General features: G+C 42.4%; 17 protein-coding genes. 6 read left to right on the plus strand and 11 right to left on the minus strand.

Annotated elements, in window-relative coordinates:
* Positions 1 to 46 precede the first annotated feature (46 nt).
* Positions 47 to 1,150, plus strand: a complete 1,104-nt coding sequence (locus ABZA00_RS02060; protein WP_372880482.1) for an ABC transporter ATP-binding protein — start codon at positions 47 to 49, stop codon at positions 1,148 to 1,150.
* A 301-nt stretch (positions 1,151 to 1,451) separates the two neighbouring features.
* Here the strand turns inward: ABZA00_RS02060 and ABZA00_RS02065 are convergent, their stop codons facing one another.
* Together ABZA00_RS02065 and ABZA00_RS02070 are read right to left on the minus strand one after the other, a co-directional pair.
* The gene (locus ABZA00_RS02065) at positions 1,452 to 1,919 is read right to left on the minus strand and encodes a hypothetical protein (RefSeq protein ID WP_372880483.1); all 468 of its coding nucleotides are present in this window, start codon (positions 1,917 to 1,919) and stop codon (positions 1,452 to 1,454) included.
* A 512-nt stretch (positions 1,920 to 2,431) separates the two neighbouring features.
* The gene (locus ABZA00_RS02070; RefSeq protein WP_372880484.1) at positions 2,432 to 5,530 is read right to left on the minus strand and encodes a beta-galactosidase; all 3,099 of its coding nucleotides are present in this window, start codon (positions 5,528 to 5,530) and stop codon (positions 2,432 to 2,434) included.
* A gap of 323 nt (positions 5,531 to 5,853) precedes the next feature.
* Here ABZA00_RS02070 and ABZA00_RS02075 point away from each other — a divergent pair, with 323 nt between their 5' ends.
* The gene (locus tag ABZA00_RS02075; protein ID WP_372880485.1) at positions 5,854 to 6,861 is read left to right on the plus strand and encodes a substrate-binding domain-containing protein; all 1,008 of its coding nucleotides are present in this window, start codon (positions 5,854 to 5,856) and stop codon (positions 6,859 to 6,861) included.
* A 930-nt stretch (positions 6,862 to 7,791) separates the two neighbouring features.
* Here the strand turns inward: ABZA00_RS02075 and ABZA00_RS02080 are convergent.
* The 6 genes from ABZA00_RS02080 to galE form a co-directional block, all read right to left on the minus strand.
* A complete protein-coding gene (locus ABZA00_RS02080) occupies positions 7,792 to 8,751 on the minus strand; it encodes a Gfo/Idh/MocA family protein (RefSeq protein ID WP_372880486.1) in 960 nt (319 codons plus the stop codon).
* A 114-nt stretch (positions 8,752 to 8,865) separates the two neighbouring features.
* A complete protein-coding gene (locus tag ABZA00_RS02085) occupies positions 8,866 to 8,997 on the minus strand; it encodes a hypothetical protein (protein ID WP_372880487.1) in 132 nt (43 codons plus the stop codon).
* A gap of 49 nt (positions 8,998 to 9,046) precedes the next feature.
* Positions 9,047 to 10,141: a galactose-1-epimerase gene (galM, locus tag ABZA00_RS02090; protein ID WP_372880488.1), complete on the minus strand. Its 1,095-nt coding sequence runs from the start codon at positions 10,139 to 10,141 to the stop codon at positions 9,047 to 9,049.
* Between the two features lie 188 nt (positions 10,142 to 10,329).
* On the minus strand, positions 10,330 to 11,487 hold the full coding sequence (gene galK / locus ABZA00_RS02095; RefSeq protein ID WP_372880489.1) for a galactokinase: 1,158 nt from the start codon (positions 11,485 to 11,487) through the stop codon (positions 10,330 to 10,332).
* 17 nt (positions 11,488 to 11,504) lie between these two features.
* Positions 11,505 to 12,557, minus strand: a complete 1,053-nt coding sequence (locus ABZA00_RS02100; RefSeq protein ID WP_372880490.1) for a UDP-glucose--hexose-1-phosphate uridylyltransferase — start codon at positions 12,555 to 12,557, stop codon at positions 11,505 to 11,507.
* 166 nt (positions 12,558 to 12,723) lie between these two features.
* Positions 12,724 to 13,734, minus strand: coding sequence for a UDP-glucose 4-epimerase GalE (galE, locus tag ABZA00_RS02105; RefSeq protein WP_372880491.1), 1,011 nt, complete (start codon positions 13,732 to 13,734; stop codon positions 12,724 to 12,726).
* Positions 13,735 to 14,391: 657 nt separating this feature from the next.
* On the opposite strand from galE, the gene ABZA00_RS02110 reads away from it, so the two are divergent.
* On the plus strand, positions 14,392 to 16,023 hold the full coding sequence (locus ABZA00_RS02110; RefSeq protein ID WP_372880492.1) for a dihydroxyacetone kinase subunit DhaK: 1,632 nt from the start codon (positions 14,392 to 14,394) through the stop codon (positions 16,021 to 16,023).
* A gap of 89 nt (positions 16,024 to 16,112) precedes the next feature.
* Positions 16,113 to 17,195 carry a glycerol dehydrogenase gene (locus ABZA00_RS02115; protein WP_372880493.1) on the plus strand — a complete coding sequence of 361 codons (1,083 nt, stop codon included), beginning with the start codon at positions 16,113 to 16,115 and terminating at the stop codon, positions 17,193 to 17,195.
* Positions 17,196 to 17,253: 58 nt separating this feature from the next.
* On the opposite strand, the gene ABZA00_RS02120 is transcribed toward ABZA00_RS02115, so the two are convergent.
* Complete coding sequence (locus ABZA00_RS02120; RefSeq protein ID WP_372880494.1) at positions 17,254 to 17,925, minus strand: haloacid dehalogenase type II; 672 nt, start codon at positions 17,923 to 17,925, stop codon at positions 17,254 to 17,256.
* 495 nt (positions 17,926 to 18,420) lie between these two features.
* Here ABZA00_RS02120 and yghU point away from each other — a divergent pair, with 495 nt between their 5' ends.
* Positions 18,421 to 19,278, plus strand: coding sequence for a glutathione-dependent disulfide-bond oxidoreductase (gene yghU / locus ABZA00_RS02125; protein ID WP_372880495.1), 858 nt, complete (start codon positions 18,421 to 18,423; stop codon positions 19,276 to 19,278).
* A gap of 97 nt (positions 19,279 to 19,375) precedes the next feature.
* Here yghU and ABZA00_RS02130 read toward each other — a convergent pair whose 3' ends face one another.
* Entirely contained in the window at positions 19,376 to 19,981 is a 606-nt protein-coding gene (locus tag ABZA00_RS02130) for a TetR/AcrR family transcriptional regulator (protein ID WP_372880496.1), read from the minus strand.
* Between the two features lie 1,532 nt (positions 19,982 to 21,513).
* On the opposite strand from ABZA00_RS02130, the gene ABZA00_RS02135 reads away from it, so the two are divergent.
* The gene (locus ABZA00_RS02135; protein ID WP_372880497.1) at positions 21,514 to 22,932 is read left to right on the plus strand and encodes a thrombospondin type 3 repeat-containing protein; all 1,419 of its coding nucleotides are present in this window, start codon (positions 21,514 to 21,516) and stop codon (positions 22,930 to 22,932) included.
* 103 nt (positions 22,933 to 23,035) lie between these two features.
* Here the strand turns inward: ABZA00_RS02135 and ABZA00_RS02140 are convergent, their stop codons facing one another.
* Positions 23,036 to 23,323 (minus strand): hypothetical protein, encoded by a 288-nt coding sequence (locus tag ABZA00_RS02140; RefSeq protein WP_372880498.1) that lies wholly within the window; start codon positions 23,321 to 23,323, stop codon positions 23,036 to 23,038.
* Positions 23,324 to 23,466: the final 143 nt, after the last annotated feature.

Below are 23,466 nucleotides of genomic sequence, written 5' to 3' on the forward strand. Positions count from 1 at the left end.
AATAAAACTGATTTCATAAAACTTAAAACCTTAGAGGGCATTTGCAATGGCTGCAATTTCATTACAACAAGTTGTAAAACGTTTTGGCGAGGTCGAAACCATTCATGGTATCGATTTAGAGATAAAAGATGGTGAGTTTACAGTCTTTGTAGGGCCTTCCGGTTGTGGTAAATCTACTCTGCTGCGTCTTATTGCCGGACTGGAAGATATCAGCAGCGGCACAATTTCCATTGGTAATGCTGATGTCAGCCATGTTGAGCCGGCCGATCGCGGTGTGGCGATGGTGTTCCAATCCTATGCGCTTTATCCGCACATGACGGTTGAAGAAAATATGGGCTTTGCTTTGAAGATGGCCAACGTTGACAGTAGTGAAATTAAAAAGCAGGTAAAACATGCCAGTGATATTCTGCAGCTTGGTCCGTTATTATCACGCAAACCCAAAGAGCTTTCCGGTGGCCAGCGTCAGCGGGTTGCAATAGGACGTGCCATTGTCCGTGATCCGGAAGTGTTTTTATTTGATGAACCACTGTCTAATCTAGACGCCGAGTTACGTGTTGAAATGCGTCTGCAGATAGCCAACCTGCATTCACAACTGGCTAATACCATGGTTTATGTTACCCATGATCAGGTTGAAGCGATGACATTGGCGGATCGGATAGTGATCTTACGTGACGGCAGAGTAGAGCAGGTAGGTACGCCGATGGAGCTTTATTACCAACCCGGCAATGAGTTTGTCGCAGGATTTATCGGTTCACCGAAAATGAACTTTATACCAGTAAAAATAGCTGATGTTAACGGCTTACAAGTGAGTGTGGAATTGCCTGACGGTCAGCTAGTAGAGCTCAAAACCCACACTGCAACATGTAAAAAAGGTGACCAGCTTAAACTCGGGGTCCGGCCTGAACATATCCAGTTGCTTGACAGTGAATCGAGCGCACTAACCTTGCCGTTTCATGCGGATAATGTCGAACGTTTGGGCAACAGTACCTATCTGTTTGGTCATTATCAGGATCTGGACAATTTTAAAGTACATATTCCTTCCGATCAGCAGGTGTCCAGAGGGGATAATATGTCGCTGTATATTGAGAAAGCGAATCTGCATCTGTTTGATGAGCAGGGTTTGTCACTGCGCGAGTATAAGGAATCTTAATTGGTATTACGCTTAAGCGATTAATCTTAACAGCTCAGTAAGTCTGCCCTGGTAAATTAATTCCAGGGTGGGAAGGCTGATTTTTCCACATCACTGGGAAATATCAGGAAACTCTGATAAACCTGATCTCTGAATAAGGATCGGCTTCAAAATTACTTGATCTTTTGTTTCCAACATAACCAGTCATTTAAGGTTTTTTAGAAATAATGTAGAGAAAGTTATTGTGTAACGATTCCTAAGCGATATTCCTCAATATCGCTCTGTCCTTACCTCCCTCCGTTAAGCTTGATTAAACAGTCGTTTATTCTTTCAAAATACCTTTTTGGGTTAATAGATAAGCATAATAAACATAAGCAAAATAAAGTACAAAACTAATGGCCGTTGAGTAATATCCTAAAGGCTCGGCTTCGACTAATGCTCTCCAGGTCGGGGAAAATAGGTTGTGGGTCAGCAGTGCTGCCATTAGGGGGATATAACCAAGGTATAGCTTTAATGCCACCACTTTTAGCCTGAATAGCTGCAGTGCACAGATATAGAAGTAGATGGGAGCAAATACATTAAAAACATGATCAAGGGTCTGAAGGCTTTTATGGTACTCCCCGGCCAGACCTTCGACAACTAAGTCACCAGAAACAATAAAATAGTAACTGGCTAAGTTGGTTAAGCTAAATGTTGCATAAATAAATAATACCCAGACTAGAATCGGTCGCTTAAGTTTCTCATTGCCGGCTGATTCCGGTTGTTGCTGCTTTTCTTTGTTAGTGGCCATATTTTTTCCTTTGGGTTGCAATAGGGGGTAGTAAGGGAACTATTTTTTTAACCTTTCGAGTATAAATCTTTTCAGGGGTTCGGATGTTGGTATATGCTGTTTTTTTAAGTTTTCAGCAACGGCACAAGCTAACACTTAAAATGTATGCCAGATAGCCCTTGTAGTGCAGCAGAGACACAAATCAAGCCTTTCATTAAGCCTAATTGAATTTCACTGTCTAACTGTAAACGTTTACAATAGCATGGCCTGAGCCACCGGATCCATTTGAATCCGGTGGCAAAGTATGTCTTTTGCTTGTTTATTTGCTATTAATCACAATTAATTGGATATCTTCCCCCGACTACTTAAAATTGCAGGAATCAGCCTGTTGAAAGGTGACTCCTATTGCATAAGTCAAAAGGCAATGCATGAAGTAGAAGGTTTAGATAATTCTCATAATAAAAATCCATGGAGCGATTTTGAAGCAGCATTCATTTTAACGCATAAAAATGAATAGAAAATCCTTGAGCTTGCTATTCATTAAATGACAGTCTTACCTGATACTGATAACGCTTTTTATTTAAAAGAAACTCCTGGTGGACACTTGGACTCCAGGAATCATCACCCCCGACCCCCATATGGAAGCCGTCTAAACGCAGATAAAGCTGATCTTTTGCAATCAGCTCATTGGTGTGCTTAACTTGTGCCACATTAGCTTGACTATAACGGCTGACCGACAGATGGAAATCACCTGCTATCGTTAATTCTCCTACCTTGGCTTCTTTAACATCACAACGCAGCCCGCTCTCTGTCGGGAATATATAAGGTGTATGCATCTCTTCAATGGAACAGGAATGACGTCCAAAATAGGCAGACAATATACGATCCGGATAGTTTTCATGCGGACCGCGCCCAAACCAATTTATTTTTTTATCTGTATTAGGTAATACCAATTCCAGGCCGACTCTGGCTAAAGGCGGTAATGATTTAGCAGCACGCAGATCGATATCAATCAATACCGAGCCTTGTGCATCTATCTCATATTTCCAGCGCGTAGCCAGCATCAGTTTGCCTTGATAATAGTGACCGAACTGCACCTCTACCTGTACGATATGGGTTAATCTACGTGCTTCAATATTTAAACATTCTACATGCAGATCATTAAGACCTGCTGCTTGCCAACGGCTAGCCCAGGCATTTTCATCAATATTATCAGCTTCGCTTGTACCGATATCATTATCAAGCGGCGCACGGAAAAAGTTATCTTTGGGCCCTTGCAGTAGCTTCGCTTGGCCATTAACTAACCAGCTGCTGAGCAGACCCGTTGTTTTATCTATTTCAATGCTGAAATTATCCGCGGTTACTGAAATAGCCTGCCCGTTTTCATGCAAATCAGGTGCTTTACTTTGCGGTTGCGAGAGAGCTAATAATTCACCCATGTTGGCAATCTGCAGCTGCTCTGTAGCTACCACAAACCCTTTCTCAGCCCAAGGTTTATCCCTGTTTAGGCGCACCTCAATATTAAGGTGATAATCGCAATCTGGTTTTTGTTCAGGAAGCGCCTCTAGCAGGGTTATTACCTGATCACTTTTTGCTGCTACATCTAAAATGATTTCACCTGACTCAATCACATAACCTTCTTCACTGACATTCCAGTACAGCGTTTCCCCATTACTTGTCGTGAACAGGTTTTCATTGTTCACTTTAATGGTTAATTTAGAATCATTGACCTGGCTGAATTGATAATACTGTTGTGCTTTTTTTGCTTCAAAAACAGTCGGGTGAAGGCTTCTGTCCGGAAAAATCAAACCATTAATACAGAACTGACGGTCATTAATCAGATCACCAAAATCACCGCCGTATGCCCAGTATTTTTGACCCTTTTCATCTGTTTTGGTTAGCCCCTGATCCACCCAGTCCCATATAAAGCCCCCCTGCAGTCTTGGGTTTTCACGAAACGCCTGCCAATATTTATCAAAACTCCCCAAACTGTTGCCCATAGCATGCGCATATTCACATAAGATCAGGGGACGGTTTTCATTAGGTAATCCAATCCATTTTTTCAGTGCAAATTTGGGGACGACGCTGACAGCATTCGCTAATGTGACATCCTCATCTACACGTGCGTACATAGGCGCAATAATATCTGTGGCAGCCGTATTTGAGCCGCCACCTTCATACTGAACAGGACGAGTTGGATCTTTCTGTTTCGTCCACTGGTACATAGCATGGTGGTTATTGCCGATACCGGATTCATTGCCCAACGACCAGATAATAATAGAAGGGTGGTTTCTATCGCGCTGAACCATACGTGTCATACGGCGCATATAAGCATTTAACCAGCTTGCATCATTGGAAAGTCTTGACATTGGGAATTGCCCGTGTGTTTCAATATTGGCTTCATCAACCACATATAAACCGTATTGATCACACAACTCATACCATGCGGGGTGATTCGGGTAATGTGCAGTACGCACCGCATTAAAGTTATTTTGCTTAAGCAGCTTAATATCAACCAGCATATCTTCCCGGGAAACTGCATGCCCTTTTTCAGGGTGGTGTTCATGACGGTTAACCCCCCGAATTAACAGAGGTTCTCCATTCACTTTAAGTTGCCCGTCGCTGATTTCAACAACACGAAAACCAACCTGGAAAGCTTCGCAATCCAGCACTTCATCGGTACTATCAATAAGCGATACCACTGCACGATACAAATACGGCGATTCTGCGCTCCATTTTTGCGGCGATATTACGCTGATCTGATGTTCCACCTGATCTAAAGCAGGACCTTTTTCATCTATAATACGTTGCCCGGAATTTGCCAATACAGCTTCTGATACCGGCTGTAGTTGCGCATCGAACAGCTGTACTTTGACTCGATGTTCCTGACTTTGCCCGCTTAAAAAAGTGCAAACATTGAGTGTTCCGTGGTTATAACACCGATCCAAATCGGTGCTGAGTGTCACATCGCGAATAGAAAAAAACGGTTTACTCAACAGGGTTACATCGCGAAAAATTCCGCTTAACCACCACATATCCTGATCTTCAAGATAACTGCCATCAGACCAGCGCATTATCATCACGGTCAACTGGTTGTTTTTTGCAAACAGATGGTTCGTTAAATCAAATTCAGCAGCTAACCGACTATCTTGAGAATAACCAATCCATACACCATTGCACCAGAGATGGAATGCGGAGTTAACACCATCAAAAATAATGCTTTGTTTACGCCCTTTCCAGGACTCGGGAAGATTAAATTGCAGACGATAAACACCGGTCGGATTGTCTTGCGGAACAAAAGGAGGAGTATCGGCAAAAGGATATTTTATATTGGTATAAATCGGTTTATCATACCCCTGCAGCTGCCAGTTACTTGGTACAGGGATTGTGGGCCACGTATTATCATCAAAGTCGCCACTAATACAACCGGCAGGTACATTTTCTGGCTTATCAAATAACTGGAATATCCACTCACCATTCAGTGATTGCTGATAATTTGAATCCAGATTATTTAATGCCGCCTGCTGAGAATGATAAGCATGTAAAGGTGCATGCGCCTCTACAACATGCCGATGTGTTACATGTTGATTTTCCCAGTCACGGGCATCGATTATTTCAGAAAATGTTTTCATGTTATTCCTTTTGCGATCGCATATTGCGTTAGTTTACGGGTAATTATTTCAGCTACATTAGTTTATACTGTTGTAAGCGTTTACATTTTTAGTGTATTCTAATTTCCAACTAAGAAATTGGATCTAGGTAACATCTTCTGATTTTGGTGATTTCTTGCGCTATTAGTACGTGAATTTTAGTCATCGGCAAAATCAGCGTCTACCTGAGGAGACTTCAGCAATGCGATACCCAAGCTGTTTCAAGACTTCAATTTAGAAAAGACCTGACTTTCGCACATTGGGTAGATTAATATGGATAGATAAACATACTTAAAGAGAAGAAAATGGCAACTATTAAAGATGTAGCTAGAGAAGCAGGTGTATCAATTGCAACTGTATCCAGAGTGATTAATAACTCACCTAAAGCAGGGAAAGCATCGATAACATCTGTGCACTCTGCTATGAAAAAGCTGGGTTATCGCCCGAATGCTAATGCTCGTGCGCTGGTGAGTAAAAACTCCAGCACCATTGGCGTGTTGGTGAGTGATATTTCCGATCCCTTTTTCGGCTCTTTAATTAAAGCCGTTGATCAGGTTGCGCGGGTAAATAATAAACATTTGTTAATTGGCAATGGTTACCATGATGCGAATACGGAGCGGGAGGCGATAGAGCTATTAATTAACAGCTGCAGAGAATCCCTGATTATTCACGCGAAAGCATTAAGTGCTGAAGAACTTATCGGTTTCGCTAAAGAGGTGCCGGGTTTTGTACTGATTAACCGCTATATTCCGGAAATTGCTGATCGCTGTATTGCATTTGATAACTTCAAAGGTGCCTATATGGCTACCGAGTTTCTGATTAATAATGGCCACAAACATATTGCCTACATTAATTCGAATCATAAAATTGATGATGCCAGCGAACGTAAAGCCGGTTATCTGCAGGCCCTGAAAGATCATAATCTGCCTTGTCCGGCTCAGTATTCCATATCTGCAGATAGCAATGATGAAGGCGGGAAAGCTGCCATGATTGAACTGCTGTCTAAAAACATTCCGATTAGCGCAGTGCTGACCTATAACGATTTTATGGCGGCGGGGGTGCTTTCTGCGCTGGAAGAAAACAATATTGCCGTGCCGGCACAAATATCATTAGTTGGTTTCGATAATGGTTTGATTTCCCGTTATGTTCACCCGAAGCTGACTACTATCAATTACCCGGTGGAAATAATGGCCAGGCAGGCAACCCAACTTTCTCTTAAGCTCGCTAAAAAAGAGAAATATACACCTGAAACCCGCATTTTCTCACCAACGCTGGTCAAACGTTTGTCGGTCAGCAAAAACTATTCAGATTGAGGCAATATATGTGCTCGTGACTAAAGCCATCGAGTTTCCAAGACCCCATATCAGGCAAGGTCCATTGTTGTAAGAAAGGCTTTGATTAAGACCTACTGCCTGGGCGGTTTGCGAAATAATGCCCGCAAGCGGCATGCTTGATCGCGCAGCCTTGACATTGACCACAATATGCTTCGATGTCTGATGACAGAAGTGCTCTAGAGTATGCACCGTTTTATGATCTAGAGCGGAAATCTTATCTGCCAAGTAGTCCTATATAAATTGTCAGGTAGTTAGTTCTCTGTTTGGGGCCGCGGCTTCAGCCGCGCTATCATCAAGCTCGGCTAACGCCCTGACTCTTATACAAAAGTCCCATGATTGTGGAATTTGGATAGCAATCCAAATTGGCTACGTTTCCCCCATCCATTTTTCTTGTATTGAGCAAGTACTTTAGCAAGGAAAATCATGGAGCGAATTAAACGACAGTTTAGGTTCATGAGAAGGCTCGGCCTAGATTTCCCTAATCTCAGCCAGTACAGGATGTACTGTCTGGGATGGTGCGTTAAAAAGTGCTTGAGCAGTACAAGATAAAAAAAATGGCTTGGGCAGCCTTTCTGTTGGGCGAGTTATGCGACAGCATAGTGTTACGAGCGGGCAAAGCTGTGCGTGCCCTGTTTTCTTTGGCAGTGCAAAGAGCATGACTTTTCGAACTGCGAAACTGCGTTTCGGTTTCTCATAGTCTACACGCCGTCAAGGGCGGAATAGCAAATTTATTAAATTTTACCTTTATTTGCAGGATAAATCCTGCACCCCGAAAAGAATACAGAACACCACCAATGGTTACAGACTTGTGTATAAGAGTCAGGGCTAAAGCCGAGGCCCCGTGGAGGCGTTCTGTATAATAGACAGTACGGAATTGCATAAAATACCAGATAACTTTTCACTAAGTACTTAGAAACTTGCCCCCCACGTCTCTCTCAGTTGATCCAACAGTTTCGAAATACGGATGATTTCGCTGTGGGGCATTTGAGGGCATTCCACTTCGCCGCTGCGGATTGCCTTGATGCAGGCTTCCACCTGATATTCAAGGCCGGTGATCTGCGGCGGCCTTTGATGTTGTTGAATCAGGTTCCGCTTCAAGTCATAAACCTCTATCGCTTCACAGTTATTAATGTTTTTTACTGCGATAAAACCTTTATTACCGTGAATCACTCCCTGGCGATCCGTCAATGCCATCATGCTGCTGTGAAGCACCGCCATCTTGCCGTCTTCATAGGTGATTGCAATGTTGTTTTGTGCATCTACGCCTTCTTCTGTAAGAACTGCCGAAGAGGCGATGTGTTTGATCTTGTCTTTAAACAGCATGGAGGCAAAATGGATCGGGTAAACCCCCACATCCAATAATGCACCGCCCGCAAGCGCCGGGTCGGCCAGTCTTGGTATATGGTTGATGACATACCCGAGATTTGCTGTAAGGGAATAGACGTCACCAATAATGCCGCTTGCGACTACCTCATCCAATATTTTTCGCATCGGCATGTAACGGGTCCAGATGGCTTCTGCAAGCAACAGTTTTCTGCTCCTGGCCAATTGGATCACCTCTTCCGCCTGCCATGCCGTTGCCATAAACGCTTTTTCGCAAAGCACATGTTTACCGTGAGTCAGGCAAAGCCTTGTATGCTCATGATGATACGAATGAGGTGTTGCAATATAGACCAGTTCAACTTCCGGATCGGTTACCATCGCTTCATAAGAGCCATAGGCATGTTCAAACCCAAATTCATCTGCAAAGAGCTTCGCTCTTACATGGTCTCTGGCGGCCACCGCATAGCATTCTACGTCGTCCATTTTGTCCATCGTATAAGCCATGGTCCTCGCAATGCTGCCTGCACCTAATATTGCTATTTTCATAAATCAATCCTACTTTTTTTACTGGTTTATTGAGTATGAGTTGCTCATCCTCTTGTATGGTTGCATTTATGCCCGAGGGCATCGCCGCGCGTTATCCAGACTAAGAGAGGTCGTTTAACTTTCTCTTTGTCGGTTGATTACGGTTGCTCCTTTTTTTGGTGAGTAGCCATATTTTTTCTTTTGATGGTGATCATTAAGTTGTTTCAATCGATCATGCCACAGGCCGTTTTTGTCTTCGCGAGCCATGATATAGCTCCTTCATTAACGGAGCTATATCAATACCAAGCACTCATGTTTATCGGAATGTGGGGAGAAATGGGCGGTTATTTTTATCATTAACAATGAACTGATAAGTAGTCTGATAAACGTACTTTTTATCGGTTTGTAAAATTGAGCAAGGGTGTTGCCATTCCGGGTGATTTGGTGCATCTGGTAAAAATTGCGTTTCTAAGGCGATACCCGCATAGTCCATGTATTCTCCACCGCTCCGTTTGGGGGTTCCTGCCAGCCAGTTTCCGGTGTACAACTGCATTGCCGGTTTATCGGTAAACACTTCTAGTGTAATGCGCTGATCGGCACTGCAAAGCTGCGCTGCGCATTCACCCCGTCGGTAATTCGTATTAAGCAGGTAGGCGTGGTCATAACCTTTGGCTGCCTGCTGCTGCGCATCCGATAAAAATTCTGAAGCAATTACTTTCGGCTGACGAAAATCAAAACTGTTTGCCTCAACGGGAACGGGGCCGTCAATAGGAATACCTAGATCATTTGTCGGCAGGTAACTGTCAGCATTGATATACAGAGTATGATCTCTGCAGTCAGTACCGGACTCTGCACCTGAGAGGTTAAAATAAGCATGGTTTGTAAGATTCACCGGGGTCGCTTTATCCGTGGTTGCGTAATAACTGATTACAACCTGATTATCATCGCTTAACTGATAACGGACTGATACCTGCAGTTCACCAGGAAAGCCCTGATCGCCATCCGCTGAGATAAGGGAAAATTCAACTGAATTTTCATTTTCCTGTGCAATCTCCCAGCGGCGTTTATCAAATCCTTCCGGCCCTCCGTGTAGCGTGTTTCCTGCCTGATTGGTTTCCACCTGATAATGCTCACCATCAATCTCAAACTGCCCCTGCGCAATACGGTTAGCATAACGACCAACCGTTGCGCCCATATAGGTTGAGTGCTTTTTAAAGTCCGCCATGGTCGATACACCCAGCAACACCTCGCGCCATTCTTCTGCAACTGGGATGATGCAGCTCAGCCAGGTTGCGCCGATGTCCATTAGGGTGACAGACATACCGTTTTTATTTTGCAGCTTAACCAGTTTCGCAGGGCGGCCGTCAAAGGCCAGCTCCCGGGTCATGGTTTCAAAAAGTGTATCTGCCATAGTGATAACCTTATTTTTAGCCAGTCTTTTTCTAAAAGCTGATGATTTAATGTTTTGGGGCGCGGACTTTAGTCCGCTTGCTGTTAATGATAAGCGGACTAAAGTCCGCGCCCCAGATGATGCAAGTTAAAGCAATAAGTTCTCTGTAAATTTGTCATTACCTGAACCAGCTGCACTAGCATCTATTTTTATATTTGACCTGCACCATCTTGCGGCGTACAGATATAAATAGACTCTTTAATACCTGTTTTCGCTTCATATTTAGCTTCAATAGCCGCTTTCGCCTGATCAACCATATCGGCAGGCATTAACGCGACACAGCAACCACCAAAACCACCACCAGTCATACGGGCACCACCTTTAGTGCCTAATACTTCAGTCAACACCTCCACAATATAATCAATTTCCGGCACCGTGATTTCAAAATCATCACGCATCGAAGCATGGGAGGCATACATATATTCGCCCACTTTCTGCAAATCACCGGCAATCAAGGCATCCGCGCAAGCGACAGTACGGAAGTTTTCAGAAATGACATGATGCGCACGTTTATAAACATCAGAGCCTTTTTCAATAGCGGAAGCGTTTAACTCTGCTAATGTCGCATCACGCAGAGCAACTTTGCCAAGAATGCGCGAGGCTTCTTCACACTGCCTGCGCAGTGCATTATAGGCACCATCAACCAGACTATGAGTGACATTGGAGTTAACAATCATAATGCTGATATTTTCCGGAATATGCACTGCTTTGGTTTCCAGGCTGCGGCAGTCAAGAAGCAGGGCGTGGTTTTTCTCACCGCAGGCTGAAATCATCTGATCCATAATGCCGCAGTTACAGCCTGCAAAGTTATGCTCTGAGGCCTGTCCAATAAGCGCTAATTCTGATTGAGCAACATCCAGATCATACAAGGCTTTCATTGCCTGACCGGTTACTACTTCAAGCGCAGCTGAAGAACTCAAACCTGAGCCTAAAGGAACATTACCGGTAATCGCAATATCTGCACCGCCCACTGCGTAGCCTTTTTCTTTTAAGAAGTGGACAACGCCGCGCATATAGTTTGCCCAAAGTTTATCTTCAGTGGGTTGAATGGGCGCATCCACAGCAAATGAATCCTGCACATTGTCATAATCGACAGAGATTAAGCGTACAATTCCATCACTGCGTTTAGCGCAGGCAATCACTGCCTGATAATTAATCGCACATGGCATAACAAAACCATCATTGTAATCTGTATGTTCACCGATCAGGTTGACACGACCAGGGGCCTGCACAAATGTTGTTGCCTGATAACCACATACATCCTGGAATGCTTTTGCTGCACGCAGCTTTAGTTCATTAGTTGACATAGACTGAGTCCTCGTTGTTATTGTTCTTTATAGTGAACATCGCTCACATCACGTAATTTTTGTGCAGCTTGTTCGGCGGTCAGATCGCGCTGAGATTCCGCCAGCATTTCATAACCGACCATAAATTTACGTACTGTTGCAGAGCGCAGCAGTGGCGGATAGAAAAGCGCGTGCAGCTGCCAGTGTTCAATATCCGTGCCTTCTGCAAAGAAAGGCGCAAAGTGCCAGCCCATGGAATAAGGGAAAGAACATTGGAAAAGGTTATCGTAACGGCTGGTCAGTTTTTTCATTGCCAGAGCAAGATCATCACGTTGTTCGTCGGACAATTCGCTGATACGGCGAATATGTGTTTTTGGCAGTAACATGGTCTCAAAAGGCCACGCCGCCCAGTAGGGAACAACCGCAATCCAGTGCTTGGTTTCTACCACGGTGCGTTCACCATCTTTCATTTCAGCCTGAACATAATCGACTAAAAGATTTGCACCATTTTGCTGGTAATACTCTTTCAGGTGTTTCTCTTTACGCTCAATTTCATTAGGCAGGAAGCTGTTTGCCCAAATTTGACCATGCGGGTGCGGTTGTGAACAACCCATTGTTTCGCCTTTGTTTTCAAATGCCTGAACCCAAAGGTAGTCTTTGCCCAGCTCTTCGATTTGATCATTCCAGGTATCGATAACACCACGGATTTTTTCAACAGGAAGCTCCGGCAAGGTTTTACTGTGATCCGGAGAGAAACAGATCACCCGGCTTAAACCGCGAACCCCCATGGTTTTAAACAGCGGGTTATCCGATTCCGGTGCATCCGGAGAATCGGTCATTAATGCGGCAAAGTCATTAGTGAAGACATAAGTACCTTGGTAATCGGGGTTTTTATCACCGGAAATACGCTCGTTACCTGCGCATAAGAAGCACTTCTCATCATAGCTTGGCAACTCTGCTGTTGAAGGTTTCTCATCCTGGCCGCTCCAGGGACGTTTCGCCCGGTGCGGAGATACCAGAATCCATTGACCGGTTAACGGGTTATAACGGCGATGTGGATGATCAACCGGGTTAAATTTATTGTCAGACATAATTCATTCTCAATTTAATTAATAATTCTGGTGTACAACTGAACACCTGCTATTTAAGATTTAGGAATCGTTACACAATAACTTGCGCTAAATTGTTGCCAAAAAGCCTAAAATGACGGGCTATTTTGAAAACAAAAGCGCAAGTAATTTTGAAGCCGATCCTTAATTAGTAACCTTGCGGATTTTTTGACTGCCAATTCCAGGTGTCAGCGGTCATTTCCATCACCGAGCGGGTTGCCTTCCAGCCAAGATCTTTCTCCGCTTTTGCAGTGCTTGCCCAGCATTCAGCGATATCGCCAGGACGACGCGGACAGATTTCATAGGGCACCGGTTTACCACAGGCTTTACTGAAGGCAGTAACCATTTCCAGTACGCTTGAGCCTTTGCCTGTACCGAGGTTGTAGATATGCAGACCGGCTTTCCGGCCGACCGCGTTTAATGCAGCAATGTGGCCATCCGCTAAATCCATAACATGGATGTAATCACGCACACCCGTACCGTCTGGTGTTGGATAATCATCACCGAATACCGCAAGTTTATCGCGCCGGCCGACTGCGACCTGTGCAATAAAGGGCATTAAATTGTTCGGGATCCCCTGCGGATCTTCACCCATAGAGCCGCTTGGATGTGCGCCTACCGGGTTGAAGTAACGCAGCAGGGTGACGCTCCAGTCCGGTTGCGACTGATAGAAATCGGACAGACATTCTTCAACCATATATTTACTGCGGCCATAAGGGTTGGTTGTTGCACCAACTGGAGAATCTTCAGTAATAGGCACGGTTTGCGGATCGCCGTAAACCGTTGCAGAAGAACTGAATACGATACTTTTCACGCCGGCAGTGCGCATTGCGCGGGCAAGCACCAGAGAGCCATTAACGTTATTATCGTAATATTCCAGAGGTTTAGCGACAGATTCACCAACGGCTTTCAGACCGGCAAAGTGAATAACTGATTTAATATCGTGCTCACTGAATACTTTATTCAGGAAAGCTTCGTCACGTATATCACCTTGATAAAAAACCGGACGAACCTTGGTCAGTGCTTCGATACGATCTAAAACCGCTACTTTAGCATTACACAGGTTATCAACAATAATAGGCTCCATGCCTGCTTCCAACATCTGTACGCAAGTATGGCTACCTATATAACCCATTCCACCAGTAACTAGAACTTTCACAATAAACTGCTCCTATAGCTATTTAATTAAGATAAATAATAACAACTAATCTTCTGCAAAGAAGTGATCTAACGCACATAGTGTAAACGTTTACATGTTTTCATGGTGTTTTTAAAATGTTTTCCAAATTATCTCTTTTAAGCAGCTTAAATCATCATTATATGTTTAACATCGAGCAATCCGCTCTTATTTACCTGTGAAAAATGTAATAAATAAGATTTAAAGATTAAAAAACAGACAGAAATGTTAGAGGTCTCATGAATTGTTCGGGAAACAACAAATGTTTTTGAAAACATTTATTCACGTAAGTGTGATTTTTTACTTGTGTTTACAAAGAATTGTTTTCAGAAATTCACACTATCACTTTGTGTTTAGGATGTTAAGGCCTTATGTTGTAAGGTGTTGTTAGTGGGAGAGATGAGCGTTAAGGTTAAAAATAGGTTGAAGATCCGTGCAATAAACTGTTTGTGAAAACACAAGCTCGCAGGGATATTTGTGTAAACGCTTACATTCTGTTAAGAAGATCACAACTTGGCATTTTTAATAATAGTAAGATGAATGCAGTTGATAATCTCGTGTCGAAATATTTGCTTCACTATTTGATTATCGTTTCAGTCAACAATGTACAAATTCATAGCAATAGTAAGGATGTTTTCCATGTCAAAGTTATTTTTTAACGAGCGAAAAACACTGGTTAGTGATGCAATCGACGGGCTTATCTACAGTAATCAACATAATAATTTAACCAGGTTGAATATTGATGAACATATCCGCGTAGTTATCAGAAAAGATTGGGATAAAAGTAAAGTTGCAATCATTTCCGGTGGCGGCTCAGGACACGAACCGGCACACGCAGGTTTTGTTGGCGAAGGTATGTTAACCGCCGCGGTTTGCGGTGATGTTTTTGCTTCTCCAAGTGTGGAAGCGGTATTAAATGCCATTATCTATGTAACCGGTGAAGCGGGCTGTTTATTGATTGTTAAAAACTACACAGGTGACAGGCTTAACTTTGGATTAGCTGCTGAAAAAGCGAAAAAGCTCGGCCTTAAAGTTGAAATGGTTATCGTCAATGATGACATCTCTATTGAAAACAGCAAAAAGCCGCGCGGTATCGCCGGTACTGTATTTGTACACAAAGTCGCTGGTTATTATGCGCAGCAGAATGCCAGCCTGGAAGAAGTAACCCGAGCAGCTGAACTGTGTAATGAAAATGTCAGCAGTATCGGTGTTGCGGTGAGCAGTTGTCATGTCCCGGGCGAAGAGAGTGAAGATCGCATCCCGGCTAATAAAGCGGAGCTGGGTATTGGTATCCATGGCGAGCCGGGTATTGCCGTGATTGATATCGACAACTGCAATGATGTTGTTGAGCTGATGGCGGAAAAATTACTGGCTAAAACCAATAAGCAAAAATATGCGCTATTGCTGAATAACTTGGGCGGTACATCTCCACTGGAGATGAGTCTGCTGACAAAAGATGTAGTTGAATCTTCGTTAGGCCAAGATATGACTTACCTGTTCGGACCAAAGCCTTATGTGACTGCTATTGATATGAAAGGTTTCTCTTTATCCTGTGTTGTGCTTACAGAGGAAATTGAAAAAGCACTGATGGCGCCAGTTGCTGTGGAATCCTGGGCAGATGCTATTAAAGTCAATGATGCCACACCGGTCACTATTGAAAAAGTATCCGACAGCGTTGAATTTACTGCTTCACAATCAGCTGAAGTTGAACAAATTGTTGAGCAGGTTTGCGCAACGGTTATTAGTCTGAAAACTGAATTAAACCGGCTTGATGCTTTAGTGGGTGATGGCGATACGGGGTCAACATTCTCTTCAGGTGCGCTGAAGGTTCAGCAAGAGCTGCTGGATAAAAACCTGCCATTAGCTGATATGCAGCTGTTATTTGAAGTTGTTGGTGAGAAACTGGCAATGTCGATGGGCGGCTCAAGCGGTATTTTACTGTCAATTTTCTTTACCGCCGCAGGTACGCACTATGGTCAGCACCAGAATTTAGCAGAAGCACTGCTCAATGGTCTTGAGCAGATGAAATTCTTCGGTGGTGCAAAAGTGGGTGATCGCACCATGATTGATGCGTTAGAGCCGGCATTAATAGCACTTAAAAACGAAGGTCTTGCAGCTGCGGTTGTCGCAGCGAAATCCGGTGCGGAAAGCACCGCACAAATGCTGGAAGCAAAAGCAGGGCGCTCCTCTTACCTGAACAGTGAAAGTCTTGAAGGTGTGAAAGATCCTGGCGCGGTAGCGGTAGAAAAAGTATTTGAAATTTTTAAATAACAGATTGCTTTGACGTTATAGCAATCCGTGAATGCGGATTGTTATGCAGATCAACCCAATCTAAATCTATTTTTAAGAGGAAAAGAATCATGGATAAAATTATTATCTCTCCGAGCAAATACGTTCAGGGTGCAAATGCACTTAACAATATCGGCCAATATGTAAAACCGCTTGGTCAAAAAGCCTTAGCCATTGCCGATGATTTTGTCACTAATCTGGTTGGTGATCAGATAATGACAAGCTTTGCTCAGGCTGAAGGGCAATTAGTATTAGAAAAATTTAACGGCGAGTGTAGCCGTCCTGAAATAGACCGTTTAATTGAATTGGCAACAGTTAATGAATCACAAGTGATAATCGGCATCGGTGGCGGTAAAACATTAGATACCGCCAAAGCGATCGCTTTTTACCGTAATATTCCTGTTGTGGTTGTCCCTACCATTGCCTCAACGGACGCACCAACCAGTGCACTTGCGGTTATCTATACCCCTGAAGGTGAATTTAGCGAATACCTGATGATCCCAAGTAACCCTAATATGGTTATTATGGATACTAAAATCATTGCCGGTGCACCTGCACGATTATTGATATCCGGTATGGGCGATGCGTTATCAACTTACTTTGAAGCCCGTGCCAATGCCCGTTCAGGCGGTCAAACCATGGCCGGCGGTGCACCCACCCGCGCAGCACAAGCTTTAGCAAAACTTTGTTATGAAACACTGATTGAAGATGGCCTGAAAGCCAAAATTTCAGTAGAAAACGGGTTAACCTCTCCGGCGGTTGAAAATATTATCGAAGCGAATACCTACCTGAGCGGTATCGGCTTTGAAAGCAGCGGACTGGCAGCAGCACATGCTATCCATAACGGTTTAACAAAGCTGGAAGAGTGTCATCACCTGTTCCATGGTGAAAAAGTTGCCTTTGGTACTTTAGTACATTTAGTGCTGGAAAATGCGCCAATGGCCGAAATTCAGGAAGTACTGGCATTCTGCAGATCCGTTGGCCTGCCGACCAACCTGCATATGATGGGCGTTAAAGAGCTGAATATAGATAAATTACGTGAAGTTGCTGCGGCATCCTGCGCGGAAGGTGAGACTATTCACAACATGCCCTTTGAAGTTACAACAGAATCGGTTCTGTCGGCGATTTTAACTGCGCATAAACTTGGGCAATAAAGGTTTATTCTATAGACATTGACATTCTCCCCGCCCTTTAGGGCGGGGTTTCCTATGGTTATCTTTTAAGTTCAATTAATGCCTGCGCCAGCTCAACAAGATCGGTTTTGGATATATCAGGCTGAGGATAATACGGGTTAAATATTTCTTCTTTGCGTTTGATATATGCGCTAGTTAAACCGACTTTTTTGGCGCCAAACAAATCCCAGTCATGAGAGGCAACCATGGCGATATCCGCGACAGCAAGAGCTTCTTTATCGGCCACATACTCATAGATATCATTAAACGGTTTGTATTTTTTAACCGAATCTACAGAATAATAGTTATCAAATAGTTCGATAATCTGTGCATTTGTCAGCTGCTCTTTAATCATCGCTAACGATGAGTTTGAGACGGCAATAGTTTTAATGCCATTATCGCGAAGCAGTTTAAGTGCTTTAGGCACGTCATCATAGGCGGGTAAGCTTCTAAATGAGCCTAATATTTCAGCTTTGGTTGCTGCTGTTAACTCTTTACCACTTTCATGGAATAGACTTTCCAATACCACTTCAGAGAGCTGCCCAAAGTTTGTGTATTCATCCATGCTTCCTACTACCGTTGAGGTATGCAGCAGTTTAGTAAACCAATATTTTAATACATATTTATCATCAAAGCTTTTGTCAAAGTTGTTTTTAAGTAAGCTTAAATTTAGCATCGTTTCATTCATATCAAAGAAAACAGCTTTTATCATCTTTACTTCCTTGTTTTAAATATATCTTGTCACTTGCTCCGGGATTACCGACAAAAAATCGGCAATGACAGGGAAAGAAAATTTGTTATCTTCGGCATCTTTTATCAAGGATCTCAATGCAGTTATGCAGTTAAGGATCGTTGTTCTTTGAAAATACCGGAAAACTTATGCATGAGCATTAAGTTATTACAGTAGAATCGACAGTTCAGCTCATTAAAATGCCATAAGAGTACTGGAAACGCCAACGACGTTGCAGAAACTCGATTTTGTAGCCATCCGCCTTTAGGCCAGGCAGTCATTGTTGTTGTCCGTTTAAAGGTTCAGTTCCAGATACCGCAACACCTGAACCCAGCACGGCTAGCGCATTTTAATCCCTTAACCACGCAGGGTTTGAGCGATCGTTCATGTTTTTGTTGAATAAATGAAATAATCGGGATAGGATTACAAAACTGAACGGTTGTTCATCTTGTGAATAAATATGATTTAGGAGAAATTATGGGAAACGAATATACACCACCAAAGGTTTGGACCTTTGATGATGAAAATGGTGGTGAATGGGCTAAGATAAATCGTCCTGTGTCCGGTGCGACCCATGACAAAGTGCTTCCGGTGGGTACACATCCTCTGCAGCTTTATTCAATGGGGACGCCAAATGGTCAAAAAGTCACAATTATGCTTGAGGAACTGCTCGCTTCCGGCGTAACAGAAGCTGAATACGATGCTCATCTAATTAGCATTGGCGAAGGCGAGCAGTTCTCCAGCGGGTTTGTTGGCGTGAACCCTAATTCAAAAATTCCAGCGCTGGTTGATCAATCTGGTGATCAACCTGTAAATGTATTTGAATCGGGTCATATTTTACTTTATCTAGCGGAAAAATTTGGTCGTTTTCTTCCTGAGAATAAAGAACAACGGGTGAAGGTAATGAACTGGTTGTTCTGGTTGCAGGGGGCTGCGCCCTATCTTGGCGGTGGCTTCGGGCATTTTTATGCTTACGCACCGGAGAAGTTCGAGTATCCAATTAACCGATTTACCATGGAAATCAAACGTCATCTGGACCTATTGGATAAACAGCTTGCTGCGCATAAATTTATTGCGGGTGATGAATACAGCATTGCAGACATGGTTATCTGGCCATGGTATGGCAATCTGATATTAGGCAGATTGTACAATGCGCAAGAGTTTTTGGACGTTAAAAGTTATAGCAACCTCCAACGATGGGCTGCAGAGATTGATGAGCGTCCTGCAGTGCAGCGTGGTCGCCTTGTTAATCGTACTTGGGGCGAGGAGTGGGAACAGGTTCACGAGCGTCATAGTGCAGATGATATTACTAATATCATGAAGCACAAAGCATAATCGCTTTGATGGATTGCAAAAGGCCCTTTGATATTGAATTAAAGGGCCTTTTTGTTTGTATAACTGAAATACAAAACAGATTTTAATGCTTTTGTTTTCAATCTTGTGCCACAGCGCCGGCAAGAGGTCCTGTTGCAAAAATATCGTCAACCAAAGCCAAAACAGCTTGATGATTGTTGTTGGCACGGGCATAAGTACGCAAACCAATTATCTGTACCTGCAGATACCTTGCTAACATCTCAGGATCTTTGGATTCGTCCAGCTCGCCTCGTACAATCGCTTCGCGAATGACCTTGACAAACTCAGACTCGACTCCGGACAATAGCTGTTTGGTTTCAGCAAGTAGTTCAGCTTGCTCTTCCGTAAGTTCCGCTATTGTTTTCACCATCATACACATGGCGCTAGGCGCTGTTCCAGTCTCATCGACAACTGCGCTTTCGACAAACAGTTTTAATGCACCGAGTATAGATGGCTGCTGCTCAAGGCACTTGTTGAACTGCACCTCAAATGCACCGGCATAATGCTGAAGTGCTTCTTTAAATAAATTTTCTTTACTACCAAAGGTAGCGTAGATGCTGCCAGGGCGCATATCAACGACATCCTGCAAGTTTCTCATCGATGTTCCATGAAAGCCTTTTTCCCAGTAGAGATTGGTTGCTTTCTCAACCACTTCGTCTCTATTGAATCTGGCATGTTTACTCATAATGAATGCCTCTTTTAAATTTATGAACGTTCGTTCATAATACAGTGAGTAGCACCTTTAATCCAGATGTGACAGAAGTTATTTAATAGCTACCATGAAAAAGGTTTTTGTCCGGATCAAAATTTTGTTCCTCCGGAGTACAGGAGTTATTGCTGCTAACTCGCTTGGAATGTCTGCAGCGATAACGTTGTTTATTGCCTGTTTTGACTGCTCTGTATGTTACAATTGCCCACCAAAAGATCTTTTAAAACGAAGTACTTAGTGAAAAGTTATCAGGTATTTTATGCAATTCCGTACTGTCTATTATACAGAATGCCTCCGCGGGGCCTCGGCTTTAGCCGAGCTTGATGATAGCGCGGCTGAAGCCGCCCAAACAGATAACTAACTACCTGATAATTTATACTTGACTACTTAACAATCGTGAGCAGTTTAAATTGGCTGCTCCGAATCATTTTTTAATTCACCATCCAGGATAAATTATAATGCTAATAGGTATAACTTTTGGAACAAACGATCTCGAGAAAGCAGGGGGCTATTAAGTGAAAGTGTGGCTGCTCAATTTTAATGAGCAGCTTTTGTGTTTTAAAATTTATTTAAAAACAGCAACTTATAAAATATCGACTCAAATTAATGCACATTAATTCGTACAAGGAATGCACTTAAATCAAGTAGTTAGACTTAATTTTGTAGATTGATAATCACTATTATTCTATTTGGAAACTCTGATTATGCAAAAGTAAACTTAAATAGTTCAATATCGATTTTTAATAACTCTGGACAAGGTTGTATATAGATAATAATCCTCAATTTTATCTAAGGTTGGGGATCTTTTTGTTTGATCAATCAATATTAGTTATTAAAATAACATTTTAAAAGACTGTGTTTAATGAAAGTTTGTTGAGCATAAAAACGATTTCCGCACTTGTTGGATTTTTAAACTAAATAGCCAAGCGCAGCAATAATACGGCTTGGGGCTGTGGTCAAATAAAACTAACTACAAATTTGAAGTTTCTATCCAGAGGCAAAGCGACATAGAATATTTGCTCTAATGTCGTGCTGTAATTAAATATATCTGGCTTTCTTTTAGGGAAAAGATCGATTTACGCCATAGCGTCGCCATGAGTACAAAACGGATATTAACAGTGTTCGATTTCTAGCTGCCTCTTTGCAAGTCAAAATCCTAGCTCGCAAACACCCCAACGAGTTAGAAAGCTATCTCTCTTTCGCCCCAATCAATTTAGAAACCTACAAAATCATGATCAGAATACAAAGCCATGGACTTCCCATACTTTGCTAGACACTTTAAACACAATCACAAAGCGATTTAATGCTGCTTTCTAATTCCTAATCTGCATTGCTCATTTTTTTGATACATCCATTCTAATACCTGAGGCACTTGTACTTTATTTTATTCTTTGGCTATACTTCATTAATGCAAAGAAAAGTAAAAGTCAAGTGAAAACCAAAGATCAACGTCAACGTCAACGTCAACGTCAACGTCAACGTCAACGTCAAACAAAATGGTGAATCTAATGCTTAGTATAATAAGAAAAAGTAATTATTTTATTTTCATACTCTCGATGATTGTATCAGGTGCTATTCATGCAGAAGTTGTAAATCTTTTCCAAACAGGAAGACTATTTGTTCCTTCCACTACATCCAAAGTAAATGTATATGAACAAAGTGGAAATCTAGTAGCGACTATTTCATTACCTCAAAACTCTCAATCTGGTGATGTAGCGTTTAATTATGTGCGTAACATACTTTATGTCACCAACAGAACAGATGGAACTATCCATCTTGTTGATAATACAGGTATAATTATTCAAACTATTACACCACCAACTCCTGTTTCACAATTTATTGGTATTGAGGTAGATATCAATGGTAATGCTTATGCAGCTGCTACTGACGGTAATGTCTACGTCTTTTCCAATAATGGAGATTTTCAAAGATTAATTTCCGTTCCCAATCACCCTGTTTTGCTGTTTGTCACTTTATCTCCAGATCAAACCAAATTATTCGTCTCAGAAAGTACATACAATAAAGGGCTACATTATTTTGACCTAACGAGCTCTGATGCTTATCTTGGATTCTATGGTGATACTCAGGCATATAGTAGTTTGTATGCCCAATTTGCATTTTCAGATGATGGAAAACTATATATTACAGATGTTAATACTGACAATATTGATTTATATAGCGCAGATGGAAGTTTCAGTGAGACTTTTTATTCAGGTCTAGTTGATGCTTGGGGACTGGAAGTTAGTCTAGATGGAACAGTGTGGGTGGGTAATACAAATGACTTCTCTGGATCTCCTAAAATTCTACAGCTTGATCAAAATGGCAGTATCTTAACGCAATTTGGTGACTTTAGTGTATTGGGTCAAAACCCCGGTATGGCATTTTATTTCCCGCCAATTAGTGACCTAGATAATGATGGGATTATTGATGATATAGACAACTGCCCAACTGTAGCTAACCCTGACCAATTAGACATCAATAACGATGGTTTTGGTGATGCCTGTGTTGATCCAAATGTGGTCGTGCCAGACGATTTGGATATTGGCGAGAATGTAATTATTGCCGAGGGCGTTGAACTGAGCAAAGATTCAGCGATTGGCGACAATACGGTCATAGGCGAAAATGTTTCTATCAGTAAGGGCAGTAATATCGGCGAAGAAACCGATATCGGCGCAAATTCTACGCTTCAAAAAGATACGGAGATTGGTGGATTTACGACTATAGGAGAAGGCGTTTTTATTGCTAAGGGCGTCACTATAGGAACAGGTGTTTATATCGGCGACAACACTACGATTAAAAAAGAAACTACTATCGGAAATGACGCATGGATTGGCGAAAGAGTCTTTATTGACAGTAACGTAACTGTGCATGATGACGCTGTAATTACGGATGATACCGTTTTGCCTAAAGGAGCCGTTGTGAACTAAGTTGAGTCTGTTAAACCAGTTAAGGTAATCCCCTTATGTTAGGGGATTACCTTAACTATATAATAAACCTTAAAATTAAATATCATTTAAGTTATTCTTAGACTTATTTCATTAAAATATTCTGAGGAATGTTATCAACGAATTCCTTGTGATAACTAAAACTTAAAATATCCTGAGCAGTAAATACCTTATCTACAATACCGATTCTTTGGGCTGGTGTGCTTGGCTTTTCGGCACTCTTCTTAATTTTTAATGACTTCTCATTGGTGCGACAAAAATTATTATAAACTCGCATGATTTCAATTAACTTAGACATCCATTCTGGGTTGTAGCCTGCATAAGCATTCCATTTTTTTGAATTGGTGGCACTGGTAATTGGACGCTCAAGCATATTAACCCCCTGTGTCAGACTAGTTGTCACCCTTTAGTTTTCACTTAATAATAAAAACAGGGAGCGGTAATTTAGGTTGGAATGACTCGATATTCACCAGAAAGAAAAGAAGCTGTTTTACGTAAAGTGTTACCACCTCAATC

Source organism: Psychromonas sp., from assembly GCF_041586535.1.
In the GTDB taxonomy this organism is placed as follows: Bacteria; Pseudomonadota; Gammaproteobacteria; order Enterobacterales; family Psychromonadaceae; genus Psychromonas.